The 20,595-nt window shown below is 36.0% G+C and carries 11 protein-coding genes; 3 read left to right on the top strand and 8 right to left on the bottom strand.

Annotated features, from left to right (window positions below):
* Positions 1 to 118 precede the first annotated feature (118 nt).
* Genes E0Y80_RS12145 through E0Y80_RS12115 form a run of 7 tightly spaced genes read right to left on the bottom strand, consistent with a single transcriptional unit; the run spans position 119 to position 12,070 of the window.
* On the bottom strand, positions 119 to 988 hold the full coding sequence (locus E0Y80_RS12145; RefSeq protein ID WP_156307937.1) for a DNA-binding transcriptional response regulator: 870 nt from the start codon (positions 986 to 988) through the stop codon (positions 119 to 121).
* Entirely contained in the window at positions 981 to 3,779 is a 2,799-nt protein-coding gene (locus tag E0Y80_RS12140) for an N-6 DNA methylase (RefSeq protein ID WP_156307936.1), read from the bottom strand. Before E0Y80_RS12140 ends, E0Y80_RS12145 begins: the two co-directional genes overlap by 8 nt.
* 5 nt (positions 3,780 to 3,784) lie before the next feature.
* On the bottom strand, positions 3,785 to 5,698 hold the full coding sequence (locus E0Y80_RS12135; RefSeq protein WP_156307935.1) for a restriction endonuclease subunit S: 1,914 nt from the start codon (positions 5,696 to 5,698) through the stop codon (positions 3,785 to 3,787).
* The gene (locus tag E0Y80_RS12130) at positions 5,691 to 7,331 is read right to left on the bottom strand and encodes an HsdM family class I SAM-dependent methyltransferase (protein WP_156307934.1); all 1,641 of its coding nucleotides are present in this window, start codon (positions 7,329 to 7,331) and stop codon (positions 5,691 to 5,693) included. Before E0Y80_RS12130 ends, E0Y80_RS12135 begins: the two co-directional genes overlap by 8 nt.
* Positions 7,332 to 7,334: 3 nt before the next feature.
* Entirely contained in the window at positions 7,335 to 10,403 is a 3,069-nt protein-coding gene (locus tag E0Y80_RS12125) for a type I restriction endonuclease subunit R (RefSeq protein ID WP_156307933.1), read from the bottom strand.
* Positions 10,403 to 11,269, bottom strand: coding sequence for a nucleotidyl transferase AbiEii/AbiGii toxin family protein (locus E0Y80_RS12120; protein ID WP_099369291.1), 867 nt, complete (start codon positions 11,267 to 11,269; stop codon positions 10,403 to 10,405). The genes E0Y80_RS12125 and E0Y80_RS12120 overlap by 1 nt, the downstream gene beginning before the upstream one ends.
* Positions 11,270 to 12,070, bottom strand: coding sequence for a type IV toxin-antitoxin system AbiEi family antitoxin domain-containing protein (locus tag E0Y80_RS12115; RefSeq protein ID WP_099369292.1), 801 nt, complete (start codon positions 12,068 to 12,070; stop codon positions 11,270 to 11,272).
* Positions 12,071 to 12,270: 200 nt separating this feature from the next.
* On the opposite strand from E0Y80_RS12115, the gene E0Y80_RS12110 reads away from it, so the two are divergent.
* Positions 12,271 to 15,243: a DEAD/DEAH box helicase gene (locus tag E0Y80_RS12110; protein ID WP_231596035.1), complete on the top strand. Its 2,973-nt coding sequence runs from the start codon at positions 12,271 to 12,273 to the stop codon at positions 15,241 to 15,243.
* 399 nt (positions 15,244 to 15,642) lie between these two features.
* Here the strand turns inward: E0Y80_RS12110 and E0Y80_RS12105 are convergent, their stop codons facing one another.
* Entirely contained in the window at positions 15,643 to 18,018 is a 2,376-nt protein-coding gene (locus E0Y80_RS12105) for an outer membrane beta-barrel family protein (protein WP_231596034.1), read from the bottom strand.
* A gap of 77 nt (positions 18,019 to 18,095) precedes the next feature.
* On the opposite strand from E0Y80_RS12105, the gene E0Y80_RS12100 reads away from it, so the two are divergent.
* Both E0Y80_RS12100 and E0Y80_RS12095 read left to right on the top strand, forming a co-directional pair.
* Positions 18,096 to 19,472 carry a sensor histidine kinase gene (locus E0Y80_RS12100; RefSeq protein ID WP_156307932.1) on the top strand — a complete coding sequence of 459 codons (1,377 nt, stop codon included), beginning with the start codon at positions 18,096 to 18,098 and terminating at the stop codon, positions 19,470 to 19,472.
* Positions 19,462 to 20,145 (top strand): response regulator transcription factor, encoded by a 684-nt coding sequence (locus E0Y80_RS12095; RefSeq protein WP_156307931.1) that lies wholly within the window; start codon positions 19,462 to 19,464, stop codon positions 20,143 to 20,145. Before E0Y80_RS12100 ends, E0Y80_RS12095 begins: the two co-directional genes overlap by 11 nt.
* Positions 20,146 to 20,595 lie beyond the last annotated feature (450 nt).

Here is a 20,595-nt window from a genome sequence, read left to right as displayed (position 1 = left end):
CATGCTATAGATTTAGAGGTTCCAACAATTGACAATACGACTAGCTCGACCTTTATTCATTGTGAGTTTTGACTTCTGACATCTAAACTAACCTAAAAAAATATCTCCTCATACGACACTAATATTGGTTAGACCAAATAATTAGCTCTAATAGATTATTTATGAGGGATTTAATTGTGAATTCGCTAATAAAATAACTTCTATTTGGATCTTCATGGATATATTCTCCACTAGACCAGTACAATGTATTGGACAGATAGAATACCGTAGGTACTTGGTATACAGGTCTAAGTGGCATTGTAGGTGGTGTGACTCCTCCCGAAAGATGTTTCATTAGTTCATTAAACTTGATCATTCCGTTAGGCCTAAACATATTATCAGGAACCACAGCTTTATTCCTGATATTAATGGATTTGTAAATTGTTTCTTGAAAACTCCTTACATCAGCCAAAACACCCTTGAAGTTTCTAAAATTCTTTTCAATCAAACCTTCTTTCAATATTTTAAGAAGCATTTGTTCTGCGAGGTCGTTCATTTTTCCTGATTCGAAAATATCAAAAACCACGTTATATTCTCGTTTGATCTTTAATAGATCAGCATTTTGAATACAATATAAAAGTTCATATAAAAGTCTTTCTTGATCATCCGGTTTTTTAATAAACATATTTTCGTCAGCATGGTACCTTTTTAAAGAATCAAACTCGGATTCGTCACCGGTTAAAATGAATCGAGGAAAACCAGGAGTAGTGGAATTTAAGTACGTTAAAGCGCTACCAATAAAAGAGGAGTCTTCTTTCGCTTGGTCGTCCTTCAGAAGACATTTGATGTCTAAAACAACAGCTGCGTATCTATGTACATACTGGGGCAATAGTTTTTGCAATCCTTCCAGACTATTAGCAGGGGCAACGGTTATACCTTTTGCAAATGCCTGATTTGTAAAGTCCTTTATAAAATCCTGATCGTCGTCAACTATGATAATACTATTCATGAATTTTGCTATTTGGTGTTGGTAATTCTATGGTTAATGAGAAGCCTTTTTTATTTTTTTCTTCTATAATAAGCTTTCCTTTGTGTGCTTCAACAACTCTACTGATATAATTTCCTCCAATCCCTGAACCCTTACTTTTGTTTCCTTTCTCAAACGCTGTTATAAAATCTTTTTGGGTTAAATCGTAAGCATTTCCGTTGTTAGAGTACTCTATTGAAACGACGTTTCTCCTGCTTGAATAACGAACGGTAAAAATAATCTTGTTGGTTTTACTTTGGTTACTAAATGCATGTCTTTCTGCATTAATAAGTAATTGATCCAACAATTCTTTGAAAGAAGGTTTGTGTATAAGAACTGTAACTGGATCGCCTTTAACTTCTATACTATACTTAGCGTTTTGTTCAACAGCCTTTTGATTTTTATAGTCTTGTAGAAAATCTAGTATATTAGCTTCCGTGAGGTCTTCTGGCAACAATTTAAAACTCATTACCTTATCAACATTGGTGAGGATATCGTTTAAATGCTGCGTTTCTTTAGAAAGCTTGTCTATTAACTGATTTAATGTATAATTATCAGGAACAGTTATTTGTTGCTCAATTTCCGGATCAACATCCAATTCAATTTTGTCATATTCTTTTAATCGGCCAATATCTTCTCTTCTTACAATTCGTTCTATACGTTGGGTAATGCCATTTAATCCTGAAAAAGTTGGCCTTAACTGATGTGTTAGTGTTTTAATAACATCCGCCTCTGCCTGTTTGGTTTCCTCTTTATACCCTAATGCTTTAATACGATCTTCAACGCGTTTTCTCTCTTCTGATATTAGATTGGCTTTTTGGGATTGTACAAACTCATTCTGTGCATCTAAAGTCATATAGGGTATAACAGTTTCTTTCAGGCCCGCTATACTGATATAAGGCATTACCGCGCCTAACTTGCGTTTTTCGATTTGATCTTGAATGAAAGTAGAGTGAAGTTGATAATACAAGTACTCAATACTTAATTCTATTCTATTATTTGGAATAAGTACGTACACGTTGTTATGAGGTAAAATTCTCGGAGTTTCATTTGTAGGCTTAAAAATTGTTGCCTTTAAGTTGTCACCTATACGAGCTACTAATATACATTCCTCAGATACAATATTTCGTCCATATCGAATGGAATCATTTATACCGTCGATATTTTGAATATTTAGATTATTATCTAAAATATCTTTGGATAACCTCTCTACCTTAATCAATGGAATATCTCCATCCGCAGAAACAGCAGCTTTTTCGGGACTAACACCAGCTTTTACATCCACCAGATCAGTCAAAAACTTTGCTTTCCCTTCTTTAAGCATTGAATTGGCTAGTAAAAACTGTGTGTCATAAGATTCTGCCAGTAAATTTGCATCTGGTCTTAGATCCTCAAGATCTACTAACTGCCCATTCTTATCAAAAGTTTCTTTTTCAAGATATAAGCGAATAATTTCGTCATTATCCAAAATCACAGATTTTGTGGTCTGATCGCTAATATTGGCTGTTATAAAGTGGATACGATTACGTAGTTGTCCAGCCTTGTTTTTGTTAAGGATAAGTATTGAAGACTTAGAATCAGTGTAGGGGCGCAACGTACCATACGGAAGGCTAATCACTGTTTCTATAACATCGTTTTCGATTAATAATTCTCTTATTCTTTGTTCTATCCCTTTTTTTACTAGAAATCCATCAGATACTGTTAACACTGCTTTACCAGTACCTTTCAATTTAGACAAAGCAAATAACACCATTGCCCCAAAACTTTTTCCTGATTTAGGAGCAGGAAGATTATATTGGCTATAAAGTTCAAAGTACTCCAAAGAATTTGTAATACCGTTTGCGGGTAAGTCAGCTATGATATAATCGAATTCTTTTTGGTTATTTATTTGACCGAAACAATCTTCAGCCTCAATGCGCACATTTAAACCGTGCATTGCAAGATTCATATTGCCCAGTTGAGCTATACGTCTGTTAATTTCTGATCCATAAGCATAAAAACCATCATATGCTTTAAGTGAGGCTTCAATAAGTAGGCCGCCTATTCCAGCTACAGGATCATATAGTGATGCCCCATTTTTTACATCTAACAACTCGACCATTAATTCTCGCAAACTATACGGCGTATGGTTGAGAGATGATTTATTACCATCTAAAGATACTATAGTGATTAAATATTCATATATGTTACCGAACTCATCATCACTTAAATGTTTTGTATCTATTTGGCTGACCACAGACCATATTTCTTGAATTTTTGATTTGTCAAGTTTTGAAAGCAAACGAGAACATTCCTCGAAGACTCCTTCGGGCGCAATGCGATAATCTTCCAAAGAATGAAGCCCATTTATTAGTGATCGACCACCATCGATGAGCCCGTCTAAAGAATTTAATAAGTGCTTGTCAAAGGCCAATGGATAATTACGGCCCGAACGGTGATTAATATCTACCAACCTTTTGTAATAAAACAAGACAGCAATAATAAACTGTACGTCAGCTTGAATAAATATACCCCTTAGGACATGAGTTAGGTAATCATAGCTTGTCAATATATTTTTCCAAGAGTAATCATGCACGAGGACAATATGTCCATTTACATTCTGGAAAAGAGATGGGTAATTTTTTACACGAGCGTATATTTGATTAACCTTTAGGGGCTCTCTATCACCACGCAAATAATATCCATTGCTATTTATTGCTGAAGCAATTTCTTTCGCCCGCATAGGACGATTATTTTCGTTTAATACTGTTTGTATCGCTTCGTGTAAAGTCATTATATTTATTTTGTATTTTTAGCTTTCTTTATCAAATTTCCAAACCCTTTTGGCTCCAAATTATTATCTCTTAACCAGTTTAACCCAACCAATATTTGATCTTTAGTATATTGCTGTTTCCGATCGCTCCACTGATAAAAGTCTTCAATCAATTCATTATCAGTTATTGACGTTCCTTGAATAATTCTGTTGTTCCACACGGCATACATGGTTGCGATTATCTCTGCTTCTGCTTCTGTTGTTCGATAAAGCAAATTAAATAATCTATCCAATCGATCCTGTCCCCGTGCAAAATAACCTTGATAATATCCCTCGATTTTCTCCTCTTTTGTCAAAGTTACGAAGCGTTGATTTTGCGAGTCAAACCATTTCTGTGTTTTGAAATGTCCGTTTATCGATTTCATAAAAGCGTTATCATACGGACCTGCAGCCTGGTAGTAATAATTCTGGTTCAAGTCTGCCTCGATGATATGTTCAGCCAAGAACTGGACTTTTTGAAATTTGATATTGGAAAAATTTGGATCATCCTTAAATACTGACACGACTTTTCCAGCCAAAACTTGCCGTGCAAATCCTTTTTTGTTGGTAGGGATATCTAATGGCTCAGTGCTACCATAACTTACGTCTGGTTCTGCAGCAATTGAAACAGCATCACTTTCTATATTGTAATTGTCACCAACTTTCACCTGACCATTCATGAGCATAGGCAATAACCAATCCCGGAGCTGAGCAAGTTCTTGATTTTGCTGCTCCAGATTATTTTGATTGTCAAAAATTGGTTTGATAACTTTAATAAACATCTCTACAATTTGATGATTCGGCTTTAAAATATTGATTGATTTAAAAACAGATGCCGATATCTCTTTAAAAGTAGAACCTGTAGCATTTGCTTCAATAACTGGCATATACCTATTTAAAACATAATACACATATTCGCACGAATACGTTTTATCGCAAACTATCGATTTAAAACCCTGATTAGTAGTACAGTCAACTCTATTTATGGAAAGGTAACCCACTGGAGCTCTTGAAGACATTAATACTGAACCAGCAGGTAGTATTTTTAAAGAAGCTTCTTTCATCCCCAATTCCGTGACATCTATTTCACCTCTCGTGATAAATTTCTTACCAATATTTACCGATAAATCTTTTGGGGTAATCCAGGGCATCCCTTTGGGCGCGAAATTACTCTTTGTCAATTTTGAGGGCGTACTGCCTCCTATTATTGTACCTAAATCTGCTATCTTTTCGTGATCCCACCCCTCTGGGATCTCCCTTTTCAAGACATTGTTATATACCATTTTACCGCCTGAAGATTTATAAGGTTTACCGGCCTCATTCGGAAAATCAAATTGTACAAACCAATAATCATACAGAGTTTTACTCATTTGCTCTAACTCTGTATTTATTCTATTGTTAAGCTCAATCTTATCGTCTAATGCGGAAAGAACAGATGCTATTTTTTTTTGGGTTAATACGTTTGGAACTAAAATTTCCTGTCTTTTTAGAGCACCCTCGTTTACCCTTTTTCTTCCAGAAGTTCCTTCCATACAACTTATAGCACGTTCTCTAAATAGAGGACTTCTTGCTAAGTAGTATATAAATTTAGAGTCAGATTTCTCATTTTCTCGTAATACTATAAATTCGGATGAGCCAAAAGCTATTTCGCCTTCATTTAAAATATCGACGTACGCGGTTTTTCCATTTTCCAAACAAGGTGTAATTTTCGCCACCAATGTATCCCCATTTTTAAATTTTGGTCCAGAGTTGTAAGGAGATAATTCGAAACCTTTTATTTTTCTCTCAAAAGTGCCCAATCTTTCCATTGGGACTTTTTTTGCTTCCACACCTTTAGGTAAACTTTCAGAAGGGTTAAAATTTATAAATTCTCCGATTGAAGTTTGGTTCCAATTAATCATATTTTAAGCCTCCCAGTTGCTTTTTAATTTCCTTTTCCAAAAGGGCAGATTCAGAAAATAATCGGTCTAAATTTTTTGTAAAGCCGTTCATCTTAAGCTGAAATTGCTCTGGCGTGATATCTACATACTCAATCTTTACTTCAAAATATTGGCCAGCTGAGAAGCTATAGTTTTTCCCCTTGATCTCATCGGCATTGACAATCACGCTTAGATCTTCTATTGCATTTTTATTATGAAAAGTGTTGACTATGTTTGTCTCTTCTTCCGGGGCAAGTACTGTACGTTGATTCTTTCCTTCTTTTATCGTCTCGCCCAATTTACTCGCATCCATTAACACGATCTGTTCTTTGCCGGCTTGCTTATCGATAAACAAAACCGACACATTGGTACCGGTACTGGCAAAGATATTGCTTGGCATACTGATCACACCGAGTAACCAACCTTTGTCAATCAATCTTTCACGTATTTTCTTTTCAATCCCACTTTGTGCTGTAATAAATCCTGTGGGTACAACAATGGCTGCCTTACCGACATCATTCAAACTGTACATAATATGTTGGATAAATAGCAAATAGATTTCCATCTTTTTAGGATCTTTCGGTTTTACCTTCGGAATACCCGCAAAAAAACGTTCTTTGAAACGATCTGTGTCTAAATTTTCTCTAAAATCTGAGAAATCCAATTTAAAGGGTGGGTTAGAAACAATATAGTCAAATTTTTGCTTTTCCAGATAGTAAGGTTCTGCCATAGTATTAGTCCTAATGACATTCGGAATGCTATGCGTCAAATTATTTAAAATCAAATTCAAACGCATCAACGTACTCGACTTCTGCGAGATGTCTTCCGAATAAATGGTGCATCGGTCTTCGCCAATGTTGTGAGCTAAGGACATCAATAAAGACCCCGATCCCACACTAGGATCATAACAGCGGGCTTTTTTCACATCACCTTTTACTAATATGTTAGCAATGATACGCGCTACGGCGTTGGGTGTATAGTATTCAGCATATACACTACCAGAATCTGAGTTGTAATCTTTAATAAGATACTCGAAAATATCTTTAAAAAAATCGTACTTTTCTGTAAAATAATCTTCAAAACTTTCTTCAAAACTGAATTCAAACAATTTGTTGATCAATGCCTTACAAAAGACATCCCTTTGGGACGAGTCTTCGATGTAGTTGCTCAGATCGTTAAATAGTTTATCTTTTGCTCCCGAAAACGATTTGATAGAAAATACATCGGCATTCTCTATACTGATATCCCGTAATGTATCATCAAATGTTTTGGCAAAGTCTTCGGAGTTTTGGATGTTGTACAAATGTGAGATGAGTTGATGGGGTTTCATACGAGGTACATTTTCATCCAATAAATCCATCAATAGCTCATACTGATCACTTTGTGTATCGTATAGGTTTTTAAGGTTCTGATAAAACTCTTTGTGTTCGGCCAGTTCGGGTCTAAGTCTTTTAACTTCGAACCGGAATTTATCGTTTAAGAACTTATAAAGAAAGACTTGTGTTATAATTTTAAACTCATTACCATCGTTGCCCAAACCGTAATTGGCACATACGCTTTTCAGACTGTCAATCAGCTGTTTGGTTTTTGTGGTATAGGTAATATCGTGTGTCATGTTTTATATATTTCCGCGTAATTGGTAATATTCTTTTCCAATTAGATTACTGATGTTTTGACGCGTTGTAGCGTCCAGTTCCATTTTTTCTTTCACTACAAACTGTTGAGCAACTAACTTGACAACATAACGGTCAAACCATGCTTGGTTTTCCAGGATGTCTTCTTGCCCTTCCAGTTTTTCATCCACTTCGAGCTTCACTTGTATCAGGGCACGGTGCAGTTGCATTTCTTTAGCCGTTAAGCTTCCTTTTTCAATTAAACGTTTATGGATACGTGCATATTTTTCATCGTGGTCATACTTCGCTCGTAGCAAGGCATTTTTACGGTTTAACTCCTTTGCCTGATCATAAATTTGACGGAGTAACTGCATATTTTCCACCATGTCTTCCTGATTTGTTTCAGAAAGATTCTTTTTCCGAAAGATGCGTTCCAGTTCTTCTTTTAAACTGATAAAAGCTGGATCGCCAGTATCAAAATTCTGCTGTAGGGCTTCTCTTGTTTTACGAAGTTGGTCTTTGTACTCATCAGCTAAACGCAATTCTTCTTCCCCAACTTTAATAAATTGGAAAACGATATCTTCCAGTGCGGCGTCTAGCAGGTTACGGGTTTCATCACTACTCTCGAGGCTTTCTACAAAGTTTAGATTATCCAATCTGCTTTGTGCTTCCAAGAGTAAACGGTTCAGCACGGCAAAGTTCACTAACTCTCCAAGACCTTCGTATCCATTTATCGCAATAATATTTTTCAGCTCCTTGGCCGTACGTAGTGCTTTGACCAATCGTATCAATTCATGCTTATCGTGTATCGCTGCTATTTGCTGGGAGAAAATTTCTTGGTTCTGTGTGTCGTAATGAAATAATGTTTCCTGAATTTCATTTATTTCAGTGCGGATTTCGGCCTCGGATTTAAATAAATGTGAATACATTTCCATCTCATCGCCTAATTGCTCCTGTAACTCCTGAAAATACAACTGGTTTGTTCGGTCGAAGGCTTTTGATATATCTGCAAAATCTACAACATAGCCATATTGATAGTTTTTATAGGGACGGTTCACCCGCGTCAATGTCTGCAATAAATTGTGGTCCTGGATAACCCGAGCCAAATACAGCTTTTTCAATCGTTTGGCGTCAAACCCAGTCAACAGCATATTGTAAACGAATAGAATGTCAATCTTTCTGCTTTTGAAGGCTTCGATCAAATCTTTGCGGATTTGCTTATCATTCTCATCATGTAATATCAAAGCTGCAGTCAGCTTTTCTTTTCGTCTATCGCCATAGGGAACTCCGGGGTCAGCAGCTATCGATAAATTTTGTACATTTATCTCTTGTTGGCCATACCTTTCTTCAAATAACTGGAAGAGCATCTTAGCCTGCTTGGACGAATCACAAACCACCATTCCGCCGAGCGCTTCATCCCTCCAAAAATCTCTAAAATCCTCAATGTCTTTGGCGATATAATCTAACAGTCCTTGTGCAAATCTCCGGTCAGCATAGACATCAGATGTCTTGATATCACCTCTGAGCACTTTAATTTGCTCCATGACTTCTTTCATCTCCATCTTGAAACTGCCTTCAATTTCTTCACGAATCAGTCTTAGGGTATACCCATCAGCAATGGAACGGTTGTAATAGTACTTATGGATATAATTTCCAAAGAGTAGCTTTGAATCATACTCTTTCGCCACTTCTTTTAAGAGTGGTGTACCGGTTAGCGCAATTTTCACCGCATTTTTATCGGAATTAATCAGATTGGCTAAATAGTTGCCCTTTGGATTGTAGCTTCTGTGCGCCTCGTCTAAAAAGAAAATGCGCTGCGTATTGATATCGTACCCGATATCTTCGGGAACGGTGGAGTCTTCGCTGAATTTTTGAATATTAACAACCGTGATTTCAGCCTGTCCGCTATCGTTATGAATGGCACCAACCACCTGTAAATCTTCAACAAACTCTTGCCGGGAATTAACTTTATTGACTTTCAACCCACGTTTAGCAAATTCATTGGAGGCTTGGATCAATAAATCCAAGCGGTCTACAATAAAGTAAAACTTGGGAATGATGTGTTTCTTTTGGTAATAGTCGGTAAGATGCTTTACATTATAGAATGCCAAAGCTGTTTTTCCCGAACCCTGCGTGTGCCAAATGATGCCCTTCGTTTTTCCTTCTTCTAATTTTGCAGCAATCGCCATGGTTGCAAATACCTGAGGGTACCGCATGATATGCTTTTGCAGTCCGTTTTCTTCGCGAACATAGGCAATAGAATAACGCAACAGGAAAGCCAACCGCTCTCTACTAAACAAAGATGTGAGCATACGGTGCGTAGGTGTATACGCCTCCTTGTTGGTTTTGAACTCCGGGCTATGTTTGATGACCAGTAGATTATTATCTTTCAAAACAAAATTTTCCAGCTCATCAGACAGTACTAAAAATTCTTGTTTTACCGGATAATCGGCATCTTCACGAAAATAATTGAAATTCAAATCAACATAGGCTGAAGTAGCATAGAAAGTTCCAAAAACGGGCTCTACAATACCATCTTCATATTCCATATTATTGGAAAACACCATCAATTGTGTCGCATTGGCAAACTTTCTAAAATGCTTCTGTTTGAAACGCGTGTTGATACGGCGTCTTTCTGCCAAGACGCCTTCTTTATTATGTGGTTTCTTTACCTCTACAAATGCGAGTGGCATTCCGTTGATGAGCAAGGTGATGTCTGGTCTAAATTCTTCATCTCCATTCTTGCAGATCAATTCAGTGGTGACGTGAAAATTATTGTTATTGAAATTTTTAAAATCAATCATCTTAATGCCGGAAGTAGCCGTTAATCGTTGATAAAATTTCTCACCAATATCTTCATAATCGAGTTCCAAGCTAACTTCATCCAACACTCTCTTTAACTCATCTAGTTGAGCGTTCGGGTTGATTTTCTGCAGGCTTTCTAAAAATATCGACTCGAAAATATTGGTATCTTCTCTTCGGACTTGTTCTCTTAAGGGAATATAGGTGTAACCCAGCTTCATTAAGTGGAGGAGGGCAGGAATCTTTACTCGTGAGTTTTCATTAAATGCCATTATCTCGTTTCGAAGATTTCATTAAACAATAATTCCAAGTCCTTTTTAACTTCATCAAAAGCCGGTAGCTTTCTACTTGCGATCTGATGCCCTAAACTATTTTTCCATGCTCGTTTCACCGTGTTTTCAATTTTAGCATTCAGAAGCTGATCTACACCCGTAAACTCGAGTCCTTTAAATGCCATTTTCTCTAAAAAAGCCTGTTTAATTTCTGACCAAGGCAGATTGTCAACATATTTCGACAAATACCAAATATCATAATAGTCTCGAGGTGCTGTATAGGAGCGTTGAATCAGAGCTCTTAACTTTTCAGATAACACTTCTCTTATATCGTAACAGACAATTTCATTGACTGCAGAACTCAGCTGATCAGAATAGTCATGGTACACTGTTTTCATACTAGGTTCAAACAGCATCTTCTCGTACAAAATAATTTCAATCTTAATCGAAGTCGTCCAACGGGAAGGATCTGGCGGAATTTGGTCCTTCGAATGATCGGCTCCCCAAAACTTTACAATCGCAGCGTAGCCAGTTGGCATATCGTTATGTCGAAGATCGGTGAGCTTTTCTAAATGTAATTGCATACCAGTACGTTCTTGTACTATTGATATGATTTGTCGCAATAAATCTTCATCCAATTGAAAATCAGGACTGATGGATGTGAAATCTAAGTCTTCTGAAAAACGATAATCCGGGATATAACATTTTCGTAAACATGTTCCTCCTTTGAATATTAACGCTTCTCTACAGGAATCTATCGAAAATATAGCATCGACAAAATGACCTAATACCCAATCCTTGTCAATGGTACTTCTGGACACTTCGTGTTCCAACGCTTTTTTTTCTATTTCCTTTTTCAGTATCATTTAGTATTGTTTATTGGATATGTCTAACAATTCTTCCCGGCTGATATTTAACCTTAATCGCCATTCCGAAACAAATTCACCTTCTTCCAATCCCTGGGGATCAAACAAGTTGTATCTATTATTTACCTGTTTCTTGGCAAAATCTATAAAAGGTTCCATACCTATGATTTGGAGAAGTTCGACCAAGTAGCCAATTCGTTTGGTAACCGCTATATTATTAATAGCCTGGCAATATTCGACTAATTTATTTGATTGCAATTTCGCTTGTCCGACGGCTCTGATCAGTTCCGCGTAGCCCCCGGAATGTTGAGGTAAATCAAAGCAATCTACTATTGTTTTTTCTATATCAGTGATCGGGTACTGAAGATTACCATAACCATTGTGTATGATACCCAGTTTTTTATTGGGCGCAATCTTGACGAATTTATAAGAAGTACCTAGAATTGATTTGTCATATTTTTTATGTGTAGTTTGAATAAAGACAGTATTAGAAAACTGTTCCGTCAACCCATGTAAATTGAGTGCAGACCAATACCCAACAGCACTGTTGTCTGCGATGAAAGTCCCTATGACATATTCATCCCTAAAACCTTGTTTGCAAAATTTGCCCTTCTCAATCCGTACAAGCAGTTCCTTGTCTACCAGATTTTCTAGGATTTCACTTAAGTTGTCAAACTTTTGCCCCAATAACTGTTCGATTTCGGTAAATTTGAATAGCTGAATTTCATAGTCATCCAGCAACTTCAAGAACTCGAGTTGGGGTTTAGTGAGGTTTTCTGATATATAAACGCTGTCTGCCATATTACCTTTTGTGGAACGATAAGACCTAAAAATTGGGTCTTATCGTTCCACGATTGGTAAAGATAAGTAACAATTCTTCAAAAAGCAACGTTTAATAACAAATCTCAACAGACCTCTGAAAGAAACTAAAGCGTACCAGTTTATTAATATTTTTAAGATGTATATTCCAATTCGTTATCTTAATACCAAAATAAAAACAAGTGGAGTTCACTAACGACGACATAAGCTATCTTCTCAACCTTTTTAAAGGTCGCGAAGACGTATTTGCTTTACGCTGGGAGAAGGGAAATAAAAGCGGGTATATGCCGGCCTATAGCTATGATCCATACCATTATCGACTACATAAAGCTAATGGTGGTACTTTTCAAAGCTATGCACACAAAACTTACCTGCCATTGTCAGAAATGGAAGTTGCTGAACATCTTAAAGGCCTTCAACAGGTCGGAATTTATCCGCTATTGCAAGACAATACCTCTTGGTTTTTAGTAGCTGATTTCGATAAATCCGACTGGAAAGAACAGGCATTGAAATTTTTAGAAGCGTGTACTGCTAAAAACGTTCCCGCTTATCTTGAACGGTCCCGTTCCGGCAATGGCGCACACATCTGGATTTTCTTTGAGAGCCCTTATCCAGCAAGCAAGAGCCGTAAGCTATTTATAAATATTTTGGAACAATGCGGTGCATTCTCGCCATTTGATAAGAGTTCCAGCTTTGACCGTCTGTTTCCAAATCAAGATCGCCTGTCAGGGAAAGGTTTAGGAAACCTAATTGCGCTGCCCTTATATTTGCCGGCTGTACAGAAGGGCAACAGTTCCTTTGTCGATCCTAAAACAATGGATCCATTTCCTGATCAAATCGCATATCTAAAAGAAGTAAAAAGAGTAAGTTTAAATTTACTTGAGGAATTATATAACGATACTGGGGCTACTAGTGCAGATAGCTATATCCCAGCTATTGACGAAAAACTTAAGATTACCCTAAGCAATACGATCCGTCTAAATAGTCACGCTATACCTTTTGTACTCATCAATTTTTTGAAGGAGCAACTTAATTTTGCCAATTCAGCCTTTATTATCAAGAAAAAGTCAGGGAGAAGCACTTTCGAAACGCCAAGATTTTTTAAATTAATTGAAGAAACGGAAAATGAAATCCTCATCCCAAGAGGATTTATTGGGAAATTGCTACGATTCTGTAGAGAAGCACATTTAGCACATGACTTTGTCGACAATAGGCGTGAACTCCCGACAATCCAATTCTCTTTTAATGCCGCGTTGCGAAAACATCAAACCACTGCTGTAGGCGCAGTACGAAAAAAAGATTTCGGGGTAATCGTCGCACCACCAGGAACGGGAAAAACTGTTATTGGCTTGAAGATAATTTCAGTCAAACAACAACCTGCACTTATTGTCGTGCACCGTAAACAGTTGTTAGATCAATGGGTAGAACGTATAGAATCATTCTTGGGGATACCAAAAGCAGATATCGGAATTATAGGGCAGGGAAAAGTAAAATTGGGTACTGGTAAAATAACCGTTGCAACGATACAAAGTCTTCCAAAACATATCGAAATTATTCAGGACAAATTTGGCACAATTCTAATCGACGAATGCCATCATGTTCCGGCGGAATCTTACCGTACTACCGTCGGAAAACTGAACAGTGTTTATTGCTACAGTCTCACAGCGACTCCTTTTCGGAAATATAATGATGATAAATTGATCTTTACTTATCTCGGTGATATCATTATGGAAATCCAACCAGAAGAAATTGAAGATTACAAAAGGGCAAATATCATCGTCCGGAATACCAAACTCCATATTCCCTATAATTCTAAAAGCGACAGTTTCGAAACACTTTCCCAAATTCTAATTCATGATACAGCAAGAAACAGATTAATAGTAGACGATGTATCCGCAGAGCTAAATCAAGGGAAAAAGGCGGTTATAATTACCGAAAGAAAAGAACATATCGAGACGCTTAATCTATTGCTAAAATCAAATTATGAAACCATAACGCTCAGCGGAGATGATTCAGACAGCAGCAAGAAAGCGAAATGGAAAACATTGTCAGAAGGGAATTTTCAAGTACTTATTACGACAGGTCAGTATTTTGGCGAAGGTTCGGATATTCAGCATATCAGCACACTTCTTTTGGCCTATCCCTTTGCTTTCCATGGTAAATTGATTCAATACATCGGTCGGGTGCAGCGATCCGAGATCAATCCAACGATATACGACTATCGGGATGTACAGATCGATTACCTAGACAAAATGTTTCTCAAACGAAATATATATTACCGTAAAATAACCAAACAGGCAACGCTTTTTGACGAACCTACAATGGATTACCAACCTCAAACCGGTCACCTATTTACTTTAGAAAAGAGTGCCAAAATAGCCGTTGAGGATCTATCGTTCCATTATGGCTATGTAGCCTTTACTTACAAGGTTCAAGAGATGCATACAGTTTTAGAATTTCATATCGAAAATTTGGAGATTAGGCCTGAGTTTGAGGTATTAAAACCTTACTTTATCAAGATACTGAAAACTAAAAACATCAAAGTTCAGTTAAACGCAGAATTTGAGTATGGAAAACTGGTTGCACAGATTGCCACATCAGAAGATATTGAACGGATAAATAAAGAAATTGTGGAAGGGGTAAAATTTCAGTTTCTGAACAAGGGGGTATTAAGCAAGCTGCCTTTTCAAAAGCAAAATATTTTGACTTCGGACCAGTTACAGGATGGTGAGACTGTATATGCAAACGAAGAGGAATTATTATCTGAAATCCTTAAACTACGAAAATACAAACACTCTAGGCAAGTTCAATTTTTAGCAGATCACCACCAAAGTAATATAATGAAGATTAGGTTTGTTCTCAGTCCATTCGCGTTTGTATTTCTTCTGTCGGGTGATCAGAAGTACCACGTAATTCTTGAAACCCTAGATACCGAGGAGGCAACATATATCTGGCACATAGAAAAAGATAGGACTACTCTGAAAGAAGCCATTGTGACGATAGATAAAGATCTGCAGATTATTCGTGAAAAAGGTAGACAAAGATTCTTGGAAAATAATCTCCCTGCGAACTTCAACCGTATTTTACATGATTATAGCGATCCGGATAGAGGTTTTATTCTCTGGAAAGCATGCTTGGAAGAAATCCTTCATTGAGAAAGATAAGTTTAAGGTTGAAGTTAAAACCGTGTCATACTGGGAAATATAAAAAATAATGTAACAAGCCCCGACTTTCTCCAGCTTTAGGGATTCTATCCGAAAAAGAAAAAACCAGCTGATTATCAGTAGTTTTTATCAAAACGACAGCATTCGAATCACTGAAGTTAATAAAAAAATAAATTTTACAATTAAATAATATTAACAAAAATTACTAAATTTATTTAATAGCAAATTGCAGCAAAAAAATATATCAAATCAGTGAGTAATTCGGTGAGTCGAGATACATAATATTTGTAAAATACTGACAAAGAGATTATTGCCTAATGGGTTCGATTCCCCTACGGGCTACGGAAAATGCTCAGCGAAGGCTGAGCATTTTTAGTATATAGTAGTTTTTTAAAATCTTCCTCTTTCTTCTGCCTGTTTTACAGACTTCCCATTTTTCAATGTTTGATTTCCGAAGGAATATTTAAGGGTTCCTACAATTCTTTGTGCATCAGCATAATCTAAAAAGTAATTGTTTTGGTCCGCATAACGCGTTCTGATTGTAGTCCCTTCATCTTTAAAAATATCAAGAAAGGAAAGACTGAGCTCTAACCGTTCTTTGAAGAATTTTCTTGAAGTAGTTAAATAGGTGCTGGAAAAAGAGGAGATTGTGAATGGGCCTTGGATAGAAGGTGAATAGAAGTTATAGCCAACCTCTAAGTTCCACTTAGATTTCGGGTCAATAACCAGACTAGTATTAATTCGACTGTTAAAAGAGAATACATTATTTAAGTATAATTGTTGATCCATTCCCATGAATTGGTTTTCATGAAAATAACCAGTTAGATCTGTCTGAAGTTGCCAAGTTTTGTAGAGTACAAAATTCTTGTTTATACTCAGTCCCCCCAACTCTCTTTTTCGGATATTTGTATATCTATATACCAGCTCATTTGTCTCATTATTTTGAAATGAAATTTCCATATTTGGCCATTTTTCATATTGATAGAAAAGGTCGATATTCCAATTCTTTATGGTGTAATTCAAGTTGAGATTATGGCTAATGGTTGCGCGAAGTCTGGGGTCTCCTTGAAAATAGGAGAAAAGGTTGTAAAATGACTTTGCAGGGTTCAACCAAGTGTATGAAGGTCTGCGAATCCGCTTTCCATATGAAAATCCTATCTGACCGGCTTTTTCAAAATCATATTGTGTGTAGAAAGTAGGAAAAAATTCTAGATAATTTTGTTTGTTAAAATCCAGGCTTGGTTCAACAGTGCCATTTAATAACGTTTGTTCAGCTCGCAATCCTGCCTTCCATTGCCATTTTTTATAAGAATAACTGCCCGATAAATAAGCCGCTATATTATGTTCTTTATAATTGAAGAGATTACTTTTTTCAGGGATATGTTGCATTGTTCCATTCACCATTTCTTGAAACAGTAAATCACTTTGGGTCTTAACAAAGCTGTATTTCGCACCATACTCCAAACCAACACCTTTCCATGAATTAGTTAGGTCCAATTGGCTGGCATACATCTGGATTTTATTTATATTATCAGTACTAAAATGAGATGTATCCGTAGGCTGATTTACAAAGTTGAGATGGGTTTGTATATCTTGCCAATGAGTACTGTTGCTGAATGAAGCATAGTTTGTCCAATCTAGCTTTTTGTTTTCTGACCATACCTTGCTCAATTGGGTATAAAAGTTATTATTCTTATTTGTTCGGATATGGTCATTGAGGGTTTGATATCTTGAAATCACAGTTCCACTATTGTTTGAAATACTAGTTGGTACATTATAATATCCATATGTCTTGGGATCATAATATCCATCGATTCCAACAGAAAGAGTTAATGTACTATCGATTAAGTAGTCTGCTCCAATTGAATAGCTGCTTTGTTTCTTTGCATGATCAACCCGATTTAATTCTGTTTTCCATTCCGTTTCGTCCTTTGGATAATAAATAAAATCGGTCCCATATCGGGCATAAGTTCCACTGATGAAATTATAGGTAGCCTTGATATTCCATTTTTCAGACCTAAAGAAATTACTGATCCCAAGTAGTTCTTTTGCATAGTCGCTTTGCGTGTGTCTTGCTGTGAGAACACCTTTATAGCCAAATAAATTGGTCTTTTTCATTTTAATATTAATGACTGAAGATCCGGATGCTTCATATTTTGCAGGCGGATTTGTAATAACCTCAATGCTTTCGATATCAGATCCATTGTTACTTTCCAATAGTGCTTTTAACTCTTCACCACTTAGCATCACGGGTTTTTCATTAATTAATATTTTGATACTGGAATTGCCCCTTACACTTATAGTTGAACCTTGAACACTGACCAATGGAGTTTTCTTAAGGATTTCCCAGCTGTTAAGTGAAGTAATATTGCTATTTTCGACATTATAGACCAATCGATCAATCTTGCGAGTTATTAAAGGTTTTTTGCCGATTACAGAGACCTCTTCTAACTGATTACCTTTGGCATAGAGTTGAATCAACAAGCTGTCAATAGAATTGGGGAAAAGGACTTCAGAATAGGTTACATAGCTTAAATGCGAAACTTCCAATATCAAACTGTCCTGAGCTTTGAAAGTTGCTTTAAAGGTTCCATCATTGTTAGAAACCGCAGATGTTAGGGGTTGCTTTGTTTGGAAATCTTTAAAAGTGATAGTAGCCGAATTGACCGGCTTTTGTAGTTCAGAAAATACACGACCATTTAGGGTTATTTCCTGAGCACACAGTGACAGGGGAAATAATAGAAGCATTAAAACGAATTTCATCATTATTTTTTTTTCAAAATTGATCATTGAGTTTTGAAAGGATGGTTAACGAACGGTTAATGAGGGGTTAATGTGCATTAATGTTGAAATCCTTAATTTATATTTGTGATATGAACAATAGACCGATTACATATATTCTGTCGTTTTTGCTACTCTTTACTGTATTAGTCGGTATGCAGGTTTATTTTCTGGTCAATAGTTATGCATTGAGGCAAAAGGAGATAGTTGAAACTGTTCGCTTAAAATTAAAGGACCTAGAAGATGATGTAGATAGATTCGATGATTCTTATTACATGAAGAACAAAACCTATCTTGAATTATTTGTTGCATTAGATGATAATAAAATCAATGAAGATAGTGTTCGGAGATTCTACAATGATCGATCAGATACGGTTTCTAGGAAATTAAAGAAATATGTAGATAGCTTATTCATGGACCTTGGCTATCAAGTCGCGGTGAAAAAAGAATTAACCTCAATTTATTCTCATACTAAAAACCGTGATCTTCTTACTAAGAATATCACTATATATGAGTCTTCAGGGGATAAGGGGAAGGAAAATTCTCTTACAAGTGGAACCTGGGAAATGTCCTATTCCAAGTCAACTTCAGAAAAAGAAAAGATAAATGAACAAGTTAAAGAAGATGAAAAAATCATAAGCTATAGCTTTTTGGTTTCAAGAAAAACTACTTTTATTATTGCAAATCTTTATTGGATTATATTCAAAGAATTATTGTTGTTTGTGGTAGCTTCCCTACTTATCTTAATTGCCATTCTATATATATTCTATATTACTTATAAAAATCTTCTTAAACAGAAGAAACAGGTTTTGGTTCTTCATGATATGGTAGATAATGTCTCACATGAAATGAGAACACCTATATCTACGATGAAATTAGCTTCAGTTAATTTGCAGAAAAAGCACAATGATTGTAATTTCTCAGTTTTAGATCGTCAGATACTTCGGTTGGAGAAATTATTGCAGCCACTTACCGATCCTGCTGTTACAACCGAAACAAGTGAATATGATTTAAGAGATATTAACCATTTATTATTTGATTTACAGACAGCTGATATAAATGGGCAGGTCAATTTATTATCTTTTCCTAAAGAGTCAATTCGTGTTAATAAGGTTTTATTTGAAACCATCATTAGCAATTTGATAACAAACAGTTTCAAATATGGGGCGATTGAGGTAAGTCTTTCTGTAAATTTAATTGATGATATGTTGCATATTAAAGTTCTTGATAATGGACAGGGGATTGATGAAAATGAAATACCATATATTTTTGAGAAATTTTATCGTGTACAAAAGGACAATATTCATAATACTAAGGGTCTTGGATTAGGGCTCTACATTGTGAAAAAGGTGGTAGATCAGTTTAATGGAAATATCAATGTAAAGAGCCAAATAAACAAAGGGTCAGAATTCTTAATTGTTTTGCCGTATGGAAAATAAAGTCTTATTAGTTGAGGATGATAACGACTTCGGAGCAATGTTGCAGCAATACCTGGAATATTCCAATATGCAAGTGGAATGGATAGATGATCCTCGTAAAATGTTAGATAGGCTTGATTCCCTTTCTTTATATGATATTGCTATTTTGGATGTAATGTTGCCTCATATGAATGGGTTTAAGCTTGCCGAATTATTAATTTCTATACGTCCTAAACTGCCTATCCTATTTCTAACTGCCAAAGACCAAAAAATTGATAAATTGACAGGCCTAAAGATCGGAGCCGATGATTATATGACCAAACCATGCGATCCTGAAGAGCTGACATTACGTCTTCACAATATTATAAAAAGAACAAAAACTCAACCAGCTTTACAACAGGTCATACCATTAGGGACATATACATTTGATCAAGAGAAAATGCTACTATTACATCCTCAAAGTGGTTCGGTGCAACTAACTGAAAGGGAATCTAAATTACTTTCTTATCTTATTCAGCACAAACACCAACTGATTGCAAGAGAAGATGTTTTAATGGAAGTATGGCAAAGCAATGATTTCTTTGCAGGTCGAAGCATGGATGTATTTATTTCTCGACTGAGGAAGTATTTGCAGCAAGATAAAAATTTAAGTATTCAGTCTTTAAGAGGTATCGGCTTTAAAGTTGATTTATGATCTCAAAAAAAAGAATAGTTATATAGAGTTTGGCGTATAATAAATCACCTTTCTATTCTAGATTTCTTAATTGAATTGATTTCAAGGTTTTGGAATTTTTGGATTGGTTCTATTCGAGATTAGTGATGTACAATAATGAACATTTTATGTTCGAAATTGAACAGAATCCAAAGAGTGGATAAGTTAAAGTTCTGTTTATCAATATAGTTATTAAATTGGCAGGTGAATTGGACTAATTGAAAATAGTACTGTAATTATTAACTTATTCACCAATATTCTATGTTCAGGTTTTTGCTCAAAAACAGTTTAAGACATCTAAAAAGAAATCCACTCTTTACTTTTCTTAATGTTCTGGGATTGACCATAGGTATCAGTTCATGTTGGGTTATCTATAAATACGTGAGCTATGAACTTAGCTTTGAGAAGGGGCTTCCATTTCTGGTATAGCGG

Origin of the sequence: Sphingobacterium endophyticum (assembly GCF_009733535.1) — a bacterium.
Taxonomy (GTDB): domain Bacteria; phylum Bacteroidota; class Bacteroidia; order Sphingobacteriales; family Sphingobacteriaceae; genus Sphingobacterium; species Sphingobacterium endophyticum.
Note: the sequence above shows the minus strand (reverse complement) of the source record. Positions and strands in the feature narration are given on the sequence as shown.

Bases quoted from the DNA above. Each gene is read 5' to 3' on its own strand.
- E0Y80_RS12145 (WP_156307937.1), bottom strand. From the start codon at position 988: ATGAATAGTATTATCATAGTTGACGACGATCAGGATTTTATAAAGGAC.
- E0Y80_RS12140 (WP_156307936.1), bottom strand. From the start codon at position 3,779: ATGACTTTACACGAAGCGATACAAACAGTATTAAACGAAAATAATCGT.
- E0Y80_RS12135 (WP_156307935.1), bottom strand. From the start codon at position 5,698: ATGATTAATTGGAACCAAACTTCAATCGGAGAATTTATAAATTTTAAC.
- E0Y80_RS12130 (WP_156307934.1), bottom strand. From the start codon at position 7,331: ATGACACACGATATTACCTATACCACAAAAACCAAACAGCTGATTGAC.
- E0Y80_RS12125 (WP_156307933.1), bottom strand. From the start codon at position 10,403: ATGGCATTTAATGAAAACTCACGAGTAAAGATTCCTGCCCTCCTCCAC.
- E0Y80_RS12120 (WP_099369291.1), bottom strand. From the start codon at position 11,269: ATGATACTGAAAAAGGAAATAGAAAAAAAAGCGTTGGAACACGAAGTG.
- E0Y80_RS12115 (WP_099369292.1), bottom strand. From the start codon at position 12,070: ATGGCAGACAGCGTTTATATATCAGAAAACCTCACTAAACCCCAACTC.
- E0Y80_RS12105 (WP_231596034.1), bottom strand. From the start codon at position 18,018: ATGATGAAATTCGTTTTAATGCTTCTATTATTTCCCCTGTCACTGTGT.
- E0Y80_RS12100 (WP_156307932.1), top strand. From the start codon at position 18,096: ATGTTGAAATCCTTAATTTATATTTGTGATATGAACAATAGACCGATT.
- E0Y80_RS12095 (WP_156307931.1), top strand. From the start codon at position 19,462: ATGGAAAATAAAGTCTTATTAGTTGAGGATGATAACGACTTCGGAGCA.